The following is a 16,581-nucleotide window of genomic DNA, read 5'->3' as shown; positions in this document are numbered from 1 at the left end:
CGGGGCAGCAGCCGCCGGATCAGCGGTAGCAGACCGCCTTCGCTGCGGCGATCACGTCGCCCACCTTCACCAGCGCCGCCTTCTCCAGGTTGGCGGCATAGGGCATCGGCACGTCGATGTTGGTCACGCGCTTCACCGGCGCGTCGAGATCGTCGAAGCCCTCGTCCATGCAGATCGCCATAACTTCGGACGCGATCGAGCAGGTCGGCCAGCCCTCCTCGACGACGACCATGCGGTTCGTCTTCCTCAGGCTCTCCAGCACGGTCGCCTTGTCGAGCGGGCGGAGCGTGCGCAGGTCGATCACCTCCGCATCGATGCCCTCGTCCGCCAGCGACTTGGCCGCATCCAGCGCCAGTCCGACACCGATCGAATAGCTGACCAAAGTCACGTCCTTGCCCGGGCGCGCGATCCGCGCCTTGCCGATCGGCAGGACGTAATCCTCCGCGGTCGGCACCTCGAAGCTGTGGCCGTAGAGCAGCTCGTTCTCGAGGAACACGACCGGATCCTCGCAGCGGATCGCCGCCTTCAGCAGCCCCTTCGCGTCCGCCGCCGAATAAGGCGCGATCACGATCAGGCCGGGGACGCTGGCATACCAGGGTGCGAAATTCTGGCTGTGCTGCGCCGCCACGCGCGCCGCTGCACCGTTCGGCCCGCGGAACACGATCGGGCAGCGCATCTGCCCGCCCGACATATAGTTGGTCTTGGCGGCCGAGTTGATGATGTGGTCGATCGCCTGCATGGCGAAGTTGAACGTCATGAACTCGACGATCGGGCGCAGGCCGCCCATCGCCGCTCCGGTGCCGACGCCGGCAAAGCCATATTCGGTGATCGGCGTGTCGATCACCCGCTTCTCACCGAACTCGTCGAGCAGGCCCTGGGTCACCTTGTAGGCACCCTGATACTGCGCGACTTCCTCGCCGATCACGAAAACGCGATCGTCCGCGCGCATCTCTTCGGCCATCGCGTCGCGCAGCGCCTCGCGGACGGTCATCGTCTCGGTCGGGCCATCCGCGTCGACATCGCCTTCGCCGCCCGCCTCAGCCGCCGCGACGAGATCGCGCGCGCCCGTCTCCATCTGCTTGACCTCGGACTGCGACTCCTTCTCCGGCTCGGTCTTCTGGTCGCTCGGCTGCTGGACGGCCTCGCCCGTCTTCTGCGCGGCATCGGCCGGCGCTTCGTCGCGCGGCTTCGCCTCCTTGGGCGCCTCAGCAGGTGCGGGCGCATCCTCGCCTTCTTCGGCCAGCGTGGCGATGACGGTGCCGACCTTCACGCCGTCCGTCCCCTCGGCGACGAGCAGCGACGTGATCGTGCCCTCGTCCACCGCCTCATATTCCATGGTGGCCTTGTCGGTCTCGATCTCGGCGAGGATGTCGCCGGATTTCACCGCATCCCCCTCTTTCACCAGCCATTTGGCGATCGTGCCCTCCTCCATCGTCGGGGAGAGCGCGGGCATCTTGAGTTCGATCGTCATGTCAGTAGCTGCCCACCAGCACGTCGGTGTGAAGTTCGGAGAGATCGGGCTCGGGCGATTGCTCGGCAAAGTCGGCCGCCTCGTTCACCACCGCCTTGATCTCCTTGTCGATGGCCTTGATCTCGTCATCGGTGATGCCGGCCTCGGCGAAGGCCTTCTTCAGGCCCTCGATCGGATCCGATTTCTCGCGCACCGCCTGCACCTCGTCGCGCGAGCGATATTTGGCCGGATCGGACATGGAATGGCCGCGATAGCGATAGGTCTTGAGCTCGAGCAGGATCGGCCCCTTGCCGCCGCGCGTCCATTCCAGCGCCCGCTCGGCCGCGCCCCGCACCGCCAGCACGTCCATGCCGTCCACCTGGATGCCGGGGATGCGGAAGCTCTCGCCGCGGCGATAGAGCTGGTCCTCGGCCGACGCGCGGTTCACGCTGGTGCCCATGGCGTACTGGTTGTTCTCGATCACGAAGATGATCGGCAGCTTCCAGAGCTCCGCCATGTTGAAGCTCTCATAGACCTGGCCCTGGTTGGCCGCGCCGTCGCCGAAATAGGCGAGGCACACGCCGCCATCCCCCTTGTATTTGTGAGAGAAGCCGAGCCCCGCGCCGAGCGACACCTGCGCGCCGACGATGCCGTGCCCGCCGTAGAACTTATGGTCCACGGAGAACATGTGCATCGAGCCGCCCTTGCCCTTGGAGATGCCGGCGGCACGCCCGGTCAGCTCCGCCATGATCACCTTCGGGTCGATGCCGTAGGCGAGCATGTGGCCGTGATCGCGATAGCCGGTGATCACCGAATCCTTGCCCACCTCCAGCGCCGATTGCAGGCCGACGGCGACCGCTTCCTGCCCGATATAGAGGTGGCAGAAGCCGCCGATCAGGCCGAGACCGTAGAGCTGGCCCGCCTTCTCCTCGAAGCGGCGGATCAGCAGCATCTGGCGGTAATATTCCAGCAGCTCCTCGCGCGATGCCTGATAGCGTTCGGGCTCGGCCGGCCGTTCACGATTGGGTGCGGCCGGCTGAGCGGCGGGGGCGGCGGGCTGTGCTTTGCGGGCCAACTTATGTGCTCCTGCGGGCGGGTTGCCCTCCTCCTATAGGGGAGCGGCAGGGATCGCAACGCAGCGGCTGGGATCGGGGTCCGGCGGTCACCCGCCGCACGCCACGGCTCAGCGGATGGGCAGCACCACTTCGTCGTCGCGCATCTGGCCGGTGCGCGCGCGGACGAGTTCGTCGACATAATCGGGATCGGCTCCGCGGCGCGTGTCGAGCAGCTGCACGCGGTGCTGCAACTGCGCCACATGCCCCTGCACGCGCGTCAGCTCCACCTGCTTGGCGGCGAGCTGGCGGCGATAGTCGCCGAGCGAGAGGATGCCATTCGCCCCTGCCACCGCGGAGAAGGCGAAATAACCGATCACCAGCATCGCCGCCGCGGGCGCAGCGGCCTGCCGGATCAGGTTCAGGTTGGGGCGAACGCGGGCCATGACGATCCTGTTGAACACGGGTCCGACTCACGACGCAAGAGCGTCGCGCCGGTTCCGCAAAACAATATGCCGACTGTGCTCAGTCCGCCCACTCGGCGCACTTATAACCCTGCGCATAGAGCAGCACCGACAAGTCACCATGCACCACGCAGGCGTCCGCCGCGGCACGCACCTTTTCCTTGCCGTGATAGGCGACGCCCAGCCCCGCCACCTCGATCATCGGCACGTCGTTGGCGCCGTCGCCCACCGCCATCGTCTCCTGCGCCGACAGCCCCAGCGCCGCCGCTTCTGCCAGCAGCGTCTCACGCTTGGTCTGTGCGCCGACGATCGGGCGCGAGACGGTGCCCGTCAGTCGCCCGTCCCCCAGCTCAAGCACGTTGGAGAGCGCCCGGTCGAAGCCGATCTCCGCCGCAACCCGGTCGGCGAAGTGGGTGAAGCCGCCCGAGACGAGCACGCACCGCGCGCCGTTCGCCCGCATCGTCCGGATGAGCGGCCTGGCGCCCGCCATGATCCGCACCCGCTCGGCATGGCAGCGATCCAGCACGCTGGCCTCCATGCCCTTCAGCAGCGCGACGCGCGCATCCAGCGCCGCCTCGAAATCCAGCTCGCCGCGCATCGCCCGCTCGGTCACCTCGGCCACCTGCGGCTTGATCCCGGCATAGTCGGCCAGCTCGTCGATGCATTCGATCTCGATCATGGTCGAATCCATGTCGGCGACCAGCAGCCGCTTGCGGCGATGCGCGGCGGGCTGCACGATCACGTCCACGCGCTGGCCGGCATCCGCCAGCGCCGCCCGCGCGCCAGCGGGGTCGAGGTTGAAGAACAGGTCTGCGGCCTGGCCCTCGTCCAGCCACGCCGCATCCACCGGCGCGCACCCTGCGAGCGCCAGCGCCGCCTGCGCCTCCTGAAGATCGTCGGAGGACAGCCTATCGGCCGCCACCAGGGTCGCAATGAACACGGCTCTCGATCTCCAAACCCGTTCGGGCTGAGCCTGTCGAAGCCCTGCCCTTCCTTTCCCGCGCGGATGGAGAAAGAACGGCCCTTCGACAAGCTCAGGGCGAACGAATTGAACGCGCACCTTCCTCCCCTCGCCCTCATCGCCGGGCCCACCGCCAGCGGCAAATCCGCCCTCGCCCTCGCGCTGGCGGAGGCGACCGGCGGCACCGTCATCAACGCCGACGCCTCGCAGCTCTACCGCGACCTGCGCCTCCTCTCCGCCCGCCCGAGCGTGGAGGAAGAAGCGCGCGCGCCGCACCGCCTCTATGGCACGCGCGACGCGGCCGATCCGGCGAGCGCCGCCGCGTGGGCGGCCGAGGCGAGGGCGGCGATCGCGTCCGCCCACGCCACCGGCTCTCCCCCCATCCTCGTCGGCGGCACCGGCCTCTACATCCGGACGCTGCTCGACGGCATCGCCCCGGTGCCGGAGATCGACCCTGCAATCCGCGCCGCCGTCCGCGCCCTCCCCGTGGCGGAGGCGCATGCCGCGCTCGCGCAGGAAGACCCCGCCGCCGCCGCGCGCCTGCGCGCCAGCGACACCACCCGCGTCGCCCGCGCGCTGGAGGTGGTCCGCGCCACCGGCCGCCCGCTGGCGGATTGGCAGGCCGCACGCACCGGCGGCATCGCCGACGAAATCCGGCTCGTGCCCCTTGTCCTGCTGCCTCCGCGCGACTGGTTGCGCGCGCGGATCGCCACCCGGTTCGACACGATGTTGCGTGATGGCGCGCTCGACGAGGTGGCGGCGCTCACCGCCCGCCGCCTCGACCCTGCCCTGCCCGCCATGCGCGCCATCGGTGTGGCCGAGCTTGCCGCGCATCTCCGCGGCGAGCTGACGCTGGAGGCGGCGGTGGAGCGCGCCGTCGCCGCCAGTCGCCAATATGCCAAGCGGCAAACCACCTGGTTCGCCCATCAGCCGCCCGCCGAATGGCCCCGCCTGCACGAGCCACTCGATGAAGTCACCATCAACCATCACGCAATAATATTGCTCAATAGCCTGTTGACGCGTTAGTTTCCTCTGCCTATCCGCCCCGTCACGCTCCGCAGCATCCTGCCGGGGCGGTGCAGCTGCACGGGAATGAGATGCCATGGCCAATGAGATGACCGGCGCCGACATGCTGATCCAGGCATTGACGGATCTCGGCGTCGAGGTGGTGTTCGGCTATCCGGGCGGCGCCGTCCTGCCGATCTACGATGCGCTGTTCCGTCAGCCGGAAGGCCGCCGCGCCATCCGCCACATCCTCGTCCGCCAGGAAGGCGGCGCGGTCCACGCGGCGGAGGGCTATGCCCGCGCCACGGGCAAGCCGGGCGTCGTCCTCGTCACCTCGGGCCCGGGTGCGACCAACGCCGTCACGGGCATCGCCGACGCGATGATGGATTCGATCCCGCTCGTCATCATCACGGGCCAGGTGCCGACCGCGCTGATCGGCACGGACGCCTTCCAGGAATGCGACACGATCGGCATCACCCGCCACTGCACCAAGCATAATTATCTGGTGAAGGATCCGGCGAAGCTCGGCGACGTCGTCCACGAGGCATTCCACATCGCCACCTCCGGCCGCCCCGGCCCGGTCGTCATCGATCTGCCCAAGGACGTCCAGGTCGCCTCCGCCCCCTATCGCCGGCCCACCGCCACGACGACGCACAAGAGCTATCGCCCGCAGATCAAGGCCGATCCGGCAGCGGTCGAGACCGCGGTCGAGATGCTGGCAGCGGCCGAGCGGCCCGTCTTCTACACAGGCGGCGGCATCATCAATTCGGGGCCGGGCGCCGCGCAGATGCTGCGCGAGCTGCAGCGGCTGACCGGTGCGCCCGTCACCTCGACGCTGATGGGCCTCGGCGCCTTCCCCGCCTCCCACCCCGCATGGCTCGGCATGCTCGGCATGCACGGCACCTATGAGGCGAACCTCGCCATGAGCGAGGCGGACCTGATCGTGAACCTCGGCGCGCGCTTCGACGATCGCGTCACCGGCCGCCTCGATGCCTTCGCGCCGCGTGCGCGCAAGATCCACGTCGACATCGATCGCTCATCGATCAACAAGAATGTCCGCGTCGAACTCGGCCTTGTCGGCGATGTCGGCCGCGTGATGGAAGACATGGTCCGCCTGTGGAAGGCGCGCCAATATCCCGCGCAGGATCTGACGCCCTGGTTCGCCCGGCTCGACGAATGGCGCGCGAAGAAGTCGCTCGGCTTCCCGTCTTCCGCGACGGAGATCATGCCGCAGCACGCCATCCGCCGCCTGTGGGAGGCGACGAAGCACCGCGCGCCGATCATCACGACGGAGGTCGGCCAGCACCAGATGTGGGCCGCACAGCATTTCGGCTTCGAGGCGCCGAACAAATGGCTGACCAGCGGCGGCCTCGGCACGATGGGCTATGGCCTGCCGGCCGCGATCGGCGCGCAGATCGGCTTTCCGGATGCGCTGGTGATCGACATCGCCGGCGAGGCATCGATCCAGATGAACATTCAGGAGATGGCGACCGCCACGCAATATCGCCTGCCGGTCAAGGTATTCATCCTCAACAACGAATATATGGGCATGGTCCGCCAGTGGCAGGATCTCACCTATGCCGGCCGCCATTCGCAGAGCTATTCGGACTCGCTGCCCGATTTCGTGAAGCTGGCGGAGGCCTATGGCTGGGGCGGCATCCGGATCGAACGGCCGGACGAGCTGGATGACGGCATCGAGGCGATGCTCCGCGCCGACGGCCCGGTTATGGTTGACTGCCGCGTCGCCAAGCTGGCGAACTGCTTCCCCATGATCCCGAGCGGCGCTGCCCACACGGAGATGATCCTCCACGCCAACGAGGTATCGGGCGAGATGGACGACGAGGCCAAGGCTCTCGTGTAGCGACGCTGCACGAGAGCCGAAGTCCCGGCGAAAGCCGGGACCTCGATCGACTAGGCACAGCCTCAAGAAGATGCCAGCCTGCGCTGGCATGACGGACCAGGACAGCCATGCACATCCGCCCCGAAGCCGCCGAGCGCCACACGCTCGCCGTCACCGTCGACAACGAAGCCGGCATCCTCGCGCGGATCGCGGGCATGTTCTCCGCGCGCGGCTACAATATCGAGAGCCTGACCGTCGCCGACGTGACGGAGGATGCCAGCGTCAGCCGCATCACGATCGTCACCTCGGGCGCGCCCGCCACGATCGAGCAGATCATCGCCCAGCTCGACCGGCTGGTGCCCGTCCACCGCGTCGTCGACCTCACCGATACCGGCCCGCACGTCGCGCGGGAGATGGCTCTGGTGAAGGTGGCGGGCACCGGCGATCACCGCATCGAGGCGTTGCGCCTGGCTGAGGTCTACCGCGCCCGCGTCGTCGATGCGACCACCGCGTCCTTCATCTTCGAAGTCACCGGCGGGCCCGAGAAGATCGACAAGTTCACCGAGCTGATGCGCGAAGTCGGCCTCGTCGAGGTCGCGCGCACCGGCGTCGCCGCCATCGCGCGGGGGAAAGACCCGCTCTGATCAACCACCATCACCATCAACCGTCGCCCCAGCGGAAGCTGGGGCCTCGCACGGCCGGGCGCTCCCTCGCGAGATGCCAGCCTGCGCTGGCATGACGTCGAGAAAAGGAAGCAATTCATGCGCGTTTACTACGACTCCGACGCCGATATCGGCCTGATCAAGGGCAAGAAGGTCGCCATCATCGGCTATGGCTCGCAGGGGCACGCCCACGCGCAGAACCTCAAGGATTCGGGCGTGGCCGAGGTCGCCATCGCACTTCGCCCCGGCTCCGCCACCGCGCAGAAGGCGGAGGGCGCCGGCTTCAAGGTCCTGACCAATGCGGACGCCGCCAGGTGGGCCGACATCGTCATGGTCCTCGCCCCCGACGAGCATCAGGCGGCGATCTACGCCGACGATCTCCACGCCAACATGCGGGAGGGCGCCGCGCTCGCCTTCGCGCACGGCCTCAACATCCACTTCGGCCTGATCGAGCCGCGCGCCGATCTCGACGTGTTCATGATCGCGCCGAAGGGCCCCGGCCACACCGTCCGCTCGGAATATCAGCGCGGCGGCGGCGTGCCCTGCCTGATCGCGATCCACCAGGACGCGTCCGGCAACGCCCACGACGTCGCCCTGTCCTACGCCTCCGCCGTCGGCGGGGGCCGCTCGGGCGTGATCGAGACGACCTTCCGCGAGGAATGCGAGACCGATCTGTTCGGCGAGCAGGCGGTGCTGTGCGGCGGCCTCACCCACCTCATCCAGGCCGGGTTCGAGACGCTGACCGAGGCCGGCTACGCCCCCGAAATGGCCTATTTCGAATGCCTCCACGAGGTGAAGCTGATCGTCGACCTGATGTATGAAGGCGGCATCGCCAACATGCGCTATTCGATCAGCAACACCGCCGAATATGGCGACATCACCACCGGCCCGCGCCTCATCACGGCGGAGACAAAGGCGGAGATGAAGCGCGTGCTGGAGGACATCCAGCAGGGCCGCTTCGTCTCCCGCTTCGTGCTCGACAATCGCGCCGGCCAGCCCGAGCTGAAGGCCGCGCGCAAGCTCGCCGCCGCCCACCCGATCGAGCAGGTCGGCAGCCAGTTGCGCGCGATGATGCCGTGGATCGCCAAGAACAAGCTGGTCGACAAGGCGAAGAACTGAGCGAAAGCGGGAGGGCGGGTGCCGGAAACGAACCGTTTCGATCGCCCACCCTTCCGCCCGTCACACGAGACGCGTAGCGTCAGCTCCGAAACGAACAGGGAGCCTGATCCATGCGCCTCGTGCTTGCCGCCACCCTTCTCGCGCTCGCCGCGCCCGTTCTCGCCCAGGCGCCGACCTCGCCCCCCGGCGCGCCCGACGCCAAGCGTGTCACCGCCGGCACCTACACGGTCGACAGCGGCCACACGCAGATCCTGTTCACCGTCAACCATCTCGGCTTCAACAGCTATTGGGGCATCTTCGGCGGCGCCACCGGCACGCTGGTGCTGGATCCGGCCAAGCCGAACGCCGCCTCGGTCGAGATCACCGTGCCGATGGACGGCATCGCCACCACGAGCGACAAGCTGACCGGCCACCTCAAGACGCCCGACTTCTTCGACGCGGCCAAGTTCCCCACCGCCACGTTCAAGTCCACCCGCGTCACCGTCTCGGGCACGACCGCGAAGATCGCGGGCAATCTGACGCTCAAGGGCGTGACCAGGCCGGTCGTGCTCGACGCCAAGTTCACCGGCGCCGGGAACGGCATGATGCCGCCCAAGGCGCTCAACGTCGGCTTCGAGGCGACCACCAGCATCAAGCGGTCCGATTTCGGCGTCAGCTATGGCGTCGGCCTCGTCTCCGATGTCGTGCCGCTCAAGATCACCGTGGCGTTCGAGAAAAAGTAAGCGCCGCACCCTCCCCCATCCGTCGTCACCCCGGACTTGTTCCGGGGTCCACCGGGCGTGCCGCCTCGCGCTTTGGGGTGTGCGGCCCGGTGGATGCTGAGACAGGTTCAGCATGACGACGGTGGACGGCATCCAAGCACGCACCTAGCGTCGCCGCCATGCTCCTTGCCGCCCTCCTCGCCACCGCTGCACCCTCCGAACTCCCCCGCCTCCGCGCGCAGGCCGCACGCGTCACCATCACGCGCGACGACTGGGGCATCGCCCACGTCCACGGCCGCAGCGATGCGGATGCGGTCTTCGGCGCGGTCTATGCGCAGGCCGAGGACGACTTCCCCCGCATCGAAGCCAACTACCTGACGGCACTCGGCCGCACCGCCGAGGCCGAGGGCGAGGGCGCGCTGTGGGCGGACCTGCGCCAGCGCCTGTTCGCCGATCCGGCCTCGCTGAAGGCGCAATATCGCGCAAGCCCGGCCTGGCTCCGCGCGCTGATGGACAGCTGGGCGGCTGGCCTCAACTTCTATCTCGCTACGCACCCCGAAGTGAAACCCAAGGCCCTCACCCGGTTCGAGCCGTGGATGGCGCTCTCCTTCACCGAAGGCAGCATCGGCGGCGATATCGAGAAGATCGATCTCGATGCACTCGCCGCCTTCTACGGCCGTCCACCCAAGCGCATCGCCGCCGCACGCGATCCCTGGCCGGCGGAGCCCGACGGCTCCAACGGCATCGCCATCGCGCCCGCAAACACGAAGAACGGCCGCGCGCTGCTGCTCATCAATCCGCACACCAGCTTCTACTTCCGCTCCGAATTGCAGATGACGAGCGATGCCGGCCTCAACGCCTATGGCGCGTCCACCTGGGGGCAGTTCTTCATCTATCAGGGCTTCAACGCGAAGGCCGGCTGGATGCACACCTCCTCAACGGTCGACGCGGTGGACGAGTTTGCCGAGACGATCGAGACGCGCGGAAGCGAACGCCGCTACCGCTTCGGCACCCGGTCGCTACCCGTCACCACCCGCACGATCACGCTCAACTATCGGATGCCGGACGGCACGGCGGCCGCACGCACCTTCACCACCTTCGCCACCCGCCATGGCCCCATCGTGGCGGATCGCGGCGGCAAGTGGATCGCCGCCGCGATGATGTGGAAGCCGGTGCCGGCACTCGAACAAAGCTGGCTGCGCACCCGCGCGACCGACCTGACCAGCTACATGCAGGTCGCCGAGCGGCAGGCGAACAGCTCCAACGACACGCTGTTCGCCGACGCGAAGGGCGAGATCGCCTATCTCCGCCCCCAGTTCACGCCCGTCCGCGATGATCGCTTCGATTACACGAAGGCCGTCGACGGCAGCGATCCGGCAACCGCCTGGGGTGCGCTGCACGCCACCGGCACCCTGCCCAACGTGCTTCGTCCGCGCACCGGCTGGGCGTTCAACACCAACAATGGTCCCTGGTGGACATCAGGGCCGGACAGCCCGGTCGAGGCGCGCTTCCCCCGCTACATGGATCAGACAGGCCAGAATGCGCGCGGCCTCCACGCGGATCGCCTGCTCGAGGGCCGGCGCGACTGGACGCCCGAGACGCTGATCGCCGCCGCCTACGATCCGGCGCTGCCCGCCTTCGAGACGCTGGTCCCATGGCTCGTCGCCGCATGGGACGCGCTGCCGCCCGCCGATCTGCGTCGCGCCGCGCTAGCCGAGCCGATCCGCACGCTACGCGCCTGGGATCGCCGGTGGAGCGCCGACTCGATCCCGACCGCACTCGCCATCTTCTGGGGCGACGAGCTCTGGCGCCGCCATCAGGCCGAGCTGCCCGCCGACTGGTTGACGACGCGCACGCCCGAGCGGATCCCGCTCACCCCCGCCGCCCGCCTCGCCGCGCTCGACGCCGCCGTCGCCACGCTCACCCGCGATTTCGGCAGCTGGCGCACGCCCTGGGGCGCGATCAACCGCTTTCAGCGGATCGATCCGGCCATCCGCCCCCGCTTCGACGATGCGCAACCCAGCACGCCCGTGCCCTTCACCGCCTCGCGCTGGGGCTCGCTCGCCGCCTTCGGGTCGAAGACCTACCCCAATACGAAGCGCTGGTACGGCAATGTCGGCAACAGCTTCGTCGCGGTGGTGGAGTTCGGTCCGCGTGTCCGCGCCTGGGCGGTCATGGCCGGCGGCCAGAGCGGCAACCCCGCCTCGCCGCACTTCGCCGACCAGATCGACCGTTATGCGGCGGGCCGCCTCCGCTCCGTCTACTTCTGGCCCGACGAACTCGCCGGGCATGTCGAGCGGCGATATCGACCGGGGGAGTGAAGCCGGCGCGGTGATCCCGGTCATTGTCGCGCCCGCGCAGCCGACGCATCCTGCCTTCGGCTCACGAACGAGGAACGGCTCCATGCGCAAGACGATCGCCCTGCTCGCAGCAGCTGTCATGGCCACGCCCGCCGCAGCCCAGCCCACGCCCGGCGTCCGCATGCCACCGGAGATTGGCGCCGCTTACGGGAGGCTAGGCAAGGCGATGATGGCGCACGACGCCGCGGGCGTGCGCAGCGTGTGGGCGGAGGATTTCGTCGTCAATTCGCCGAACAACGAAGTTCTCGGTCGCGAGCAGGTGATCGCCGTGATGGAGCAGGACTTCCTCGACTATAAGGGCTTCCGCAAGCACATCACCTATGTCGGCCAGAAGCCCGAGGTGACGGTGATCATGGGCTATGACACGATGGTCCCGATCAAGGGGCCTGGCGCCGGCAAGCAGGTCATGCGGCCGTTCACCGATGTGTGGGCGAAACGCAGCCAGGGCTGGCAGCTGATCGCCCGCCAGGCAACGATCGCCGAGGCTCGCTGATCAGCACCCCGCCGCTTCCGCGGACGGGCTGGCAATGTCGGAAATGGCCAGCTACGAACCGCTCCGGCTCATTCTCATGCCGGTGCATCGTGCCGGCTTCACGAACATCTTACGGCGAACGAGCCGCAGACGGCCCGTCCTACACAGGTCGGAAAAGAGCCTCTGAGTGTCAACTTTGTCAACTTAAGCGCGCCAGCGCGGCTCAGCGCAATGTCGTCGCCAGCGTCCACCAGCCCGCCGGCATCGCCCGCTCGGCCGCCGCCATCGCCTCGGCATCGTCGAACAAGGCGAAGCAGGTCGCACCCGAGCCCGACATGCGGGCGAGCGTCACACCCGGCTGCCGCCCCAGCAGGTCCAGCACCGCGCCAATCTCCGGCACCAGCGCGCGGGCGGGCGGCTCCAGGTCGTTGCGGCCGTCGTGCAAGGAACGTGCTGGATCGAGCGGCCCGCGATCCATGCCGTCCCAGCCCGCGAACACCGGCCCGGTCGACAGAGGCACGCGCGGATTGACCAGCAGGGCGGGCGTGCCGGCGAGATCGAGCGGCACCTCAGCCAGCGCCTCGCCCTTGCCCGTGCCGAACGCCGTCTCGGATCGCAGGCAGGCGGGCACGTCCGCGCCAAGGCTTGCCGCGATTGCGCCGATCCGCTCGTCCGCCGGGTCCACACCCCACAGCCGCGCCAACAGCCGCAACGCCGCCGCCGCGTCCGCCGAGCCCCCGCCGATGCCGGCCGCAACCGGCAGGTTCTTGGTCAGGACGAGATGCGCGCCATGCCCCGCGCCCGCCACCTCCGCCAGCGCCTCCGCGGCGCGGAGCACGAGGTTCGATCCCGCGATCGCCGCCGCGAACGGCCCGACCACCTCCAGCCGGATCGTGTCTGCCATGGTGGCGCTCAGCGTATCGCCATCCTTTGCAAAGGCGAACAGCGTCTCCAGCTCATGATAGCCGTCCTCCCGCCGCCTGCGGACATGCAGCGCGAGGTTGAGCTTGGCATAGGCCGTCTCGATCACAGGCGTCACGGTGCCGCCGACGCCGTGGTCAGGCCCGCATCGATCTTCTGGCGGATGCGCTTGGCGGCATCGTCCGCCGCGGAAACCAGCGCCGCCCGCCATGCATAACGCGCCTCCACGCGCCGTCCTGCCGTCCAATAGGCGTCGCCGAGATGCTCGTTCATCGTCGCATCGCCCGGCTCCGCCGACACCGCCTGCTCCAGCGTCCGCACCGCCGCGGGGATCTTGCCGCGCACATAATAGGCCCAGCCGAGCGAATCGGTGATCGAAGCATCGTCAGGCTTCAGCCGCGCCGCTCGCGCGATCAGCGTCTCCGCCGTATCGAGGTTCTCCCGCCGCTCAAGCTGCGCATAGCCGAGATAGTTGAGCACCACCGGCTGCTCCGGTGCCAGCGCAGCCGCCCGCTCCAGGTCGGGCTTGGCCGCCGCCCAGTTCTTCGCCTGCTCCAGCGCGCCGCCGCGCAGCAGATAGAAGGTCCACAGCGCGTCCTTCTCCTCCGGCCTCGCTTCCGCGATGGTGAGGGCGCGGCCATAGGCCTCCGCCGCCTCGCCGTGCCGGTCGAGCTCCGACAGGATGTCGCCCACGCGAACCCAGTCGGCGCTGGTCGCATCCGCCCGCGCGACCACCGCCTGCGCTTCGGTCAAGGCCTGCGCCTGCGCGCCCTGCCGCACCAGCAGCTGGAACCGCGCGACCCGCGCCGCCTCGACGAACGGATCGTCGGGCGCGATGTGCCCCAGCGCGGAGAGGCCCGCCTGCGGCATGTCCGCCGCTGCCAGCAGCTCGGCCGTGGCCAGCCATGTCTCGGCATTGTCGGGCGCAAGGAAAGTCGCCAGCCGCGCCATCGTGAGCGCAAGCGGCGTCACCCGCTCCCGGTTGATGTCGACGGAGAGGCGCGCGAACAGCTCGGCCAGCCCTTCCGCGGGCGTCAGCACGGGCGCGGGCAGATCCCGCCGCGCCGCCACCCGCGCACGGGCATAGCCGAGCGCCGGATCGTCGCCATCGAGCAGCGTAGCCGCCAGCTTGTCCTTGCCCCGCCGCTGGAGCGTGGCGGCAGCCGCCAGCTTCAGCCGCACCGTCCGCCCGGATGGCTGGCCCAGCTGCGTGCGCAGCGCGGCGAGCCCCTCATCATAGCGACGGGTGGCGAGCAGCAGGAAGGCACGATGCTCCGCCGCGTAGGGCGATGCGCCGGCGGCTTCCGCCTGCAACGGCGCCAGGGGATCGCCTCTCCCCTGCCCCAGCGTGAGCCAGCCGCGGAGCACGGGCGCGAGGAAGGCAAAGGCGCGATCCTGCTCGACCTGCGCGATCCCGGCAGCAGCGCGCTTCCAGTCCTTGGCGGTGAAGGCTTCTGCCACCAGCAGCAGCCGCCCGTCGGGCGTCAGCTTGCCCTGTACCTCGAGCATCCGCGCCGCATCGAGCGCCAGCCGCCGATCCCCCGCTGCCATCGCCTGACGGAAGGCACGCAATGCCAGCGTGGGGTCGCCCGGCTGTGCCGCCAGCGCATCGGCATAGCTGCGCGCGGCGAAGGACAGGTCGCCGCCAGCATCGGCAGCCCGCGCCCGCACATAGGCGCGCACCGCCTGCTCCTCGGGAAGGCTCGCCCTCGCCGGCGATGCGAGCAGGAGGAGCGGCAGCAACGCGGCAAGACGGGTCATGCGGCCGAGCCTATGCGGCATCGCCACATGGAGCAATGGCTCCGGGCCGTTCGCCCGGAGCCATGGATGCTCACATGTTCGGATAATTGGGGCCGCCGCCGCCTTCCGGCACCACCCAGTTGATGTTCTGCGTCGGGTCCTTGATGTCGCACGTCTTGCAGTGGACGCAATTCTGCGCGTTGATCTGCAGCCGCGGCGCGCCGCCCTCCTCGACATATTCGTAGACGCCAGCGGGGCAGTAGCGCGACTCAGGACCGTCATAGACGGGCAGGTTGATGCTCGTCGGCACCGACGCATCCTTCAGCGTCAGATGGATCGGCTGATCCTCCTCATGGTTCACGTTGGACATGAACACCGAGGAGAGGCGATCGAACGAGATGACGCCGTCCGGCTTCGGATAGACCGGCTTCTTGAAGTCGGACGCGGGGCGCAGCTGCTCGCTGTCGCGGTGATGCTTCAGCGTCAGCGGCAGGTTGATGCCGAGCTGGCGCAGCCACATGTCGCCACCCGCCAGCAGCGTGCCGACATCGCCGCCGAACTTGGCGACGAACGGCTCGGCGTTGCGGACCTTCTTCAACTCCTTTGCGATCCAGCTGTTGTGCAGCGCGTCGCTGTAGCTGGTCAGCTCATCAGCCTGACGCTCGGCGCGCACTGCATCGAATGCGGCCTCCGCCGCCAGCATGCCCGACTTCATCGCCGTGTGGCTGCCCTTGATCCGCGGCACGTTGACGAAGCCCGCCGAGCAGCCGATCAGCGCGCCGCCCGGGAAGGTCAGCTTCGGCACGGACTGCCAGCCGCCCTCATTGATCACGCGCGCGCCGTAGGACACGCGCTTGCCGCCTTCCAGCAGTGGGCGGATCGCCGGATGCTGCTTCCAACGCTGGAACTCCTCAAAAGGCGAGAGATGCGGATTGGCGTAGCTCAGCGCCACGACGTAGCCGATGGCGACCTGGTTGTTCGCCTGATGATAGATGAAGCCGCCGCCCCATGCATCGGTGAGCGGCCAGCCCTGCGTGTGGATGACGCGGCCGGGGACATGCTTCTCGGGATCCACGTCCCACAGCTCCTTCAGGCCGATGCCATAGACCTGCGGCTGGCAGTTCGCCTCCAGATCGAAGATGCGCTTCAGCTCCTTTGTCAGGTGGCCGCGAGCGCCCTCGGCGAAGAAGGTGTATTTGGCATGCAGCTCCATGCCGGGCTGGTAGTCGGGCTTCTTCGTGCCGTCCCGCGCGATGCCCATGTCACCGGTGGCGACACCACGCACGCTGCCATCCTCGTTGAACAGCACCTCGGCCGCGGCGAAGCCGGGGAAGATCTCGACGCCGAGCGCCTCCGCCTGCCCCGCCATCCAGCGGCACAGATTGCCGAGCGAGCAGGTGAACGTGCCCTTGTTGTTCATGAACGGGGGCATCATCCAGTGCGGCATCTCGCTCTTGCCGCCCTCGGACAGGATCCAGTGATGGTTTTCAACCACGGGAACGGTGAGCGGCGTGTCCATCTCGGCCCAGCCGGGGAACAGCTCCTCGAGCGCCACTGGATCGATCACCGCACCCGACAGGATGTGGGCGCCGATCTCCGACCCCTTTTCCAGCACGCAGACGGACAGTTCGCGCCCGTCCGCATCGGCAAGTTGTTTGAGACGGATCGACGCCGCCAGGCCCGCCGGCCCGCCGCCGACGATCACCACGTCATAGGCCATCGATTCCCGTTCGGACATGATCCGCTTCTCTTCCCTCATCCTGCGTGGTGGGCCGCTTCGTCGCGTCCGCGCCCCGGGTGGTCCGCTAAAGCCGTTCCCCCGGATTGACCGCCG

14 protein-coding genes are annotated in these 16,581 nt (G+C 68.6%); 7 read left to right on the top strand and 7 right to left on the bottom strand.

Annotated features, from left to right (window positions below; genetic code table 11):
* Window positions 1–19: 19 nt before the first annotated feature.
* The 4 genes from BM360_RS01650 to serB form a co-directional block, all read right to left on the bottom strand.
* On the bottom strand, window positions 20–1,471 hold the full coding sequence (locus tag BM360_RS01650; RefSeq protein ID WP_093309758.1) for a pyruvate dehydrogenase complex E1 component subunit beta: 1,452 nt from the start codon (window positions 1,469–1,471) through the stop codon (window positions 20–22).
* Between the two features lies 1 nt (window position 1,472).
* Window positions 1,473–2,525, bottom strand: a complete 1,053-nt coding sequence (gene pdhA, locus BM360_RS01645) for a pyruvate dehydrogenase (acetyl-transferring) E1 component subunit alpha (protein ID WP_093309755.1) — start codon at window positions 2,523–2,525, stop codon at window positions 1,473–1,475.
* Window positions 2,526–2,633: 108 nt separating this feature from the next.
* Window positions 2,634–2,948 carry an FtsB family cell division protein gene (locus tag BM360_RS01640; protein ID WP_093313578.1) on the bottom strand — a complete coding sequence of 105 codons (315 nt, stop codon included), beginning with the start codon at window positions 2,946–2,948 and terminating at the stop codon, window positions 2,634–2,636.
* Between the two features lie 79 nt (window positions 2,949–3,027).
* Window positions 3,028–3,906, bottom strand: coding sequence for a phosphoserine phosphatase SerB (gene serB, locus BM360_RS01635; RefSeq protein ID WP_093309753.1), 879 nt, complete (start codon window positions 3,904–3,906; stop codon window positions 3,028–3,030).
* Window positions 3,907–4,014: 108 nt separating this feature from the next.
* Here serB and miaA point away from each other — a divergent pair, with 108 nt between their 5' ends.
* The 7 genes from miaA (at window position 4,015) to BM360_RS01600 (ending at window position 12,107) form a co-directional block, all read left to right on the top strand.
* A complete protein-coding gene (miaA, locus tag BM360_RS01630; RefSeq protein ID WP_242653257.1) occupies window positions 4,015–4,953 on the top strand; it encodes a tRNA (adenosine(37)-N6)-dimethylallyltransferase MiaA in 939 nt (312 codons plus the stop codon).
* A 76-nt stretch (window positions 4,954–5,029) separates the two neighbouring features.
* Window positions 5,030–6,793 (top strand): acetolactate synthase 3 large subunit, encoded by a 1,764-nt coding sequence (locus BM360_RS01625; protein ID WP_093309744.1) that lies wholly within the window; start codon window positions 5,030–5,032, stop codon window positions 6,791–6,793.
* Window positions 6,794–6,900: 107 nt separating this feature from the next.
* On the top strand, window positions 6,901–7,416 hold the full coding sequence (gene ilvN / locus BM360_RS01620; RefSeq protein ID WP_093309738.1) for an acetolactate synthase small subunit: 516 nt from the start codon (window positions 6,901–6,903) through the stop codon (window positions 7,414–7,416).
* A 117-nt stretch (window positions 7,417–7,533) separates the two neighbouring features.
* Complete coding sequence (ilvC, locus tag BM360_RS01615; protein ID WP_093309735.1) at window positions 7,534–8,553, top strand: ketol-acid reductoisomerase; 1,020 nt, start codon at window positions 7,534–7,536, stop codon at window positions 8,551–8,553.
* A gap of 110 nt (window positions 8,554–8,663) precedes the next feature.
* Window positions 8,664–9,275, top strand: coding sequence for a YceI family protein (locus BM360_RS01610; protein ID WP_093309733.1), 612 nt, complete (start codon window positions 8,664–8,666; stop codon window positions 9,273–9,275).
* A gap of 158 nt (window positions 9,276–9,433) precedes the next feature.
* Complete coding sequence (locus tag BM360_RS01605) at window positions 9,434–11,575, top strand: penicillin acylase family protein (protein ID WP_093309731.1); 2,142 nt, start codon at window positions 9,434–9,436, stop codon at window positions 11,573–11,575.
* Window positions 11,576–11,657: 82 nt separating this feature from the next.
* Window positions 11,658–12,107, top strand: coding sequence for a nuclear transport factor 2 family protein (locus BM360_RS01600; RefSeq protein ID WP_165611171.1), 450 nt, complete (start codon window positions 11,658–11,660; stop codon window positions 12,105–12,107).
* Window positions 12,108–12,309: 202 nt separating this feature from the next.
* Here the strand turns inward: BM360_RS01600 and BM360_RS01595 are convergent, their stop codons facing one another.
* The 3 genes from BM360_RS01595 to BM360_RS01585 form a co-directional block, all read right to left on the bottom strand.
* Window positions 12,310–13,125: a 4-(cytidine 5'-diphospho)-2-C-methyl-D-erythritol kinase gene (locus BM360_RS01595; RefSeq protein ID WP_242653256.1), complete on the bottom strand. Its 816-nt coding sequence runs from the start codon at window positions 13,123–13,125 to the stop codon at window positions 12,310–12,312.
* Window positions 13,122–14,768, bottom strand: coding sequence for a tetratricopeptide repeat protein (locus tag BM360_RS01590; protein ID WP_242653255.1), 1,647 nt, complete (start codon window positions 14,766–14,768; stop codon window positions 13,122–13,124). Before BM360_RS01590 ends, BM360_RS01595 begins: the two co-directional genes overlap by 4 nt.
* A 70-nt stretch (window positions 14,769–14,838) precedes the next feature.
* Window positions 14,839–16,485: an electron transfer flavoprotein-ubiquinone oxidoreductase gene (locus BM360_RS01585; protein ID WP_093309724.1), complete on the bottom strand. Its 1,647-nt coding sequence runs from the start codon at window positions 16,483–16,485 to the stop codon at window positions 14,839–14,841.
* Window positions 16,486–16,581: the final 96 nt, after the last annotated feature.

Source organism: Sphingomonas jatrophae (genome assembly GCF_900113315.1).
Classification (GTDB): domain Bacteria; phylum Pseudomonadota; class Alphaproteobacteria; order Sphingomonadales; family Sphingomonadaceae; genus Sphingomonas_P; species Sphingomonas_P jatrophae.
The sequence above is the reverse complement of the archived record's forward strand: the minus strand, read 5'-3'. Positions and strand labels throughout refer to the sequence as shown.

Coding starts and splice junctions, on each gene's coding strand:
- BM360_RS01650 (WP_093309758.1), bottom strand. CDS start 1,471: ATGACGATCGAACTCAAGATGCCCGCGCTCTCCCCGACGATGGAGGAG.
- BM360_RS01640 (WP_093313578.1), bottom strand. CDS start 2,948: ATGGCCCGCGTTCGCCCCAACCTGAACCTGATCCGGCAGGCCGCTGCG.
- BM360_RS01625 (WP_093309744.1), top strand. CDS start 5,030: ATGGCCAATGAGATGACCGGCGCCGACATGCTGATCCAGGCATTGACG.
- ilvN (WP_093309738.1), top strand. CDS start 6,901: ATGCACATCCGCCCCGAAGCCGCCGAGCGCCACACGCTCGCCGTCACC.
- ilvC (WP_093309735.1), top strand. CDS start 7,534: ATGCGCGTTTACTACGACTCCGACGCCGATATCGGCCTGATCAAGGGC.
- BM360_RS01610 (WP_093309733.1), top strand. CDS start 8,664: ATGCGCCTCGTGCTTGCCGCCACCCTTCTCGCGCTCGCCGCGCCCGTT.
- BM360_RS01605 (WP_093309731.1), top strand. CDS start 9,434: ATGCTCCTTGCCGCCCTCCTCGCCACCGCTGCACCCTCCGAACTCCCC.
- BM360_RS01600 (WP_165611171.1), top strand. CDS start 11,658: ATGCGCAAGACGATCGCCCTGCTCGCAGCAGCTGTCATGGCCACGCCC.
- BM360_RS01590 (WP_242653255.1), bottom strand. CDS start 14,768: ATGACCCGTCTTGCCGCGTTGCTGCCGCTCCTCCTGCTCGCATCGCCG.
- BM360_RS01585 (WP_093309724.1), bottom strand. CDS start 16,485: ATGTCCGAACGGGAATCGATGGCCTATGACGTGGTGATCGTCGGCGGC.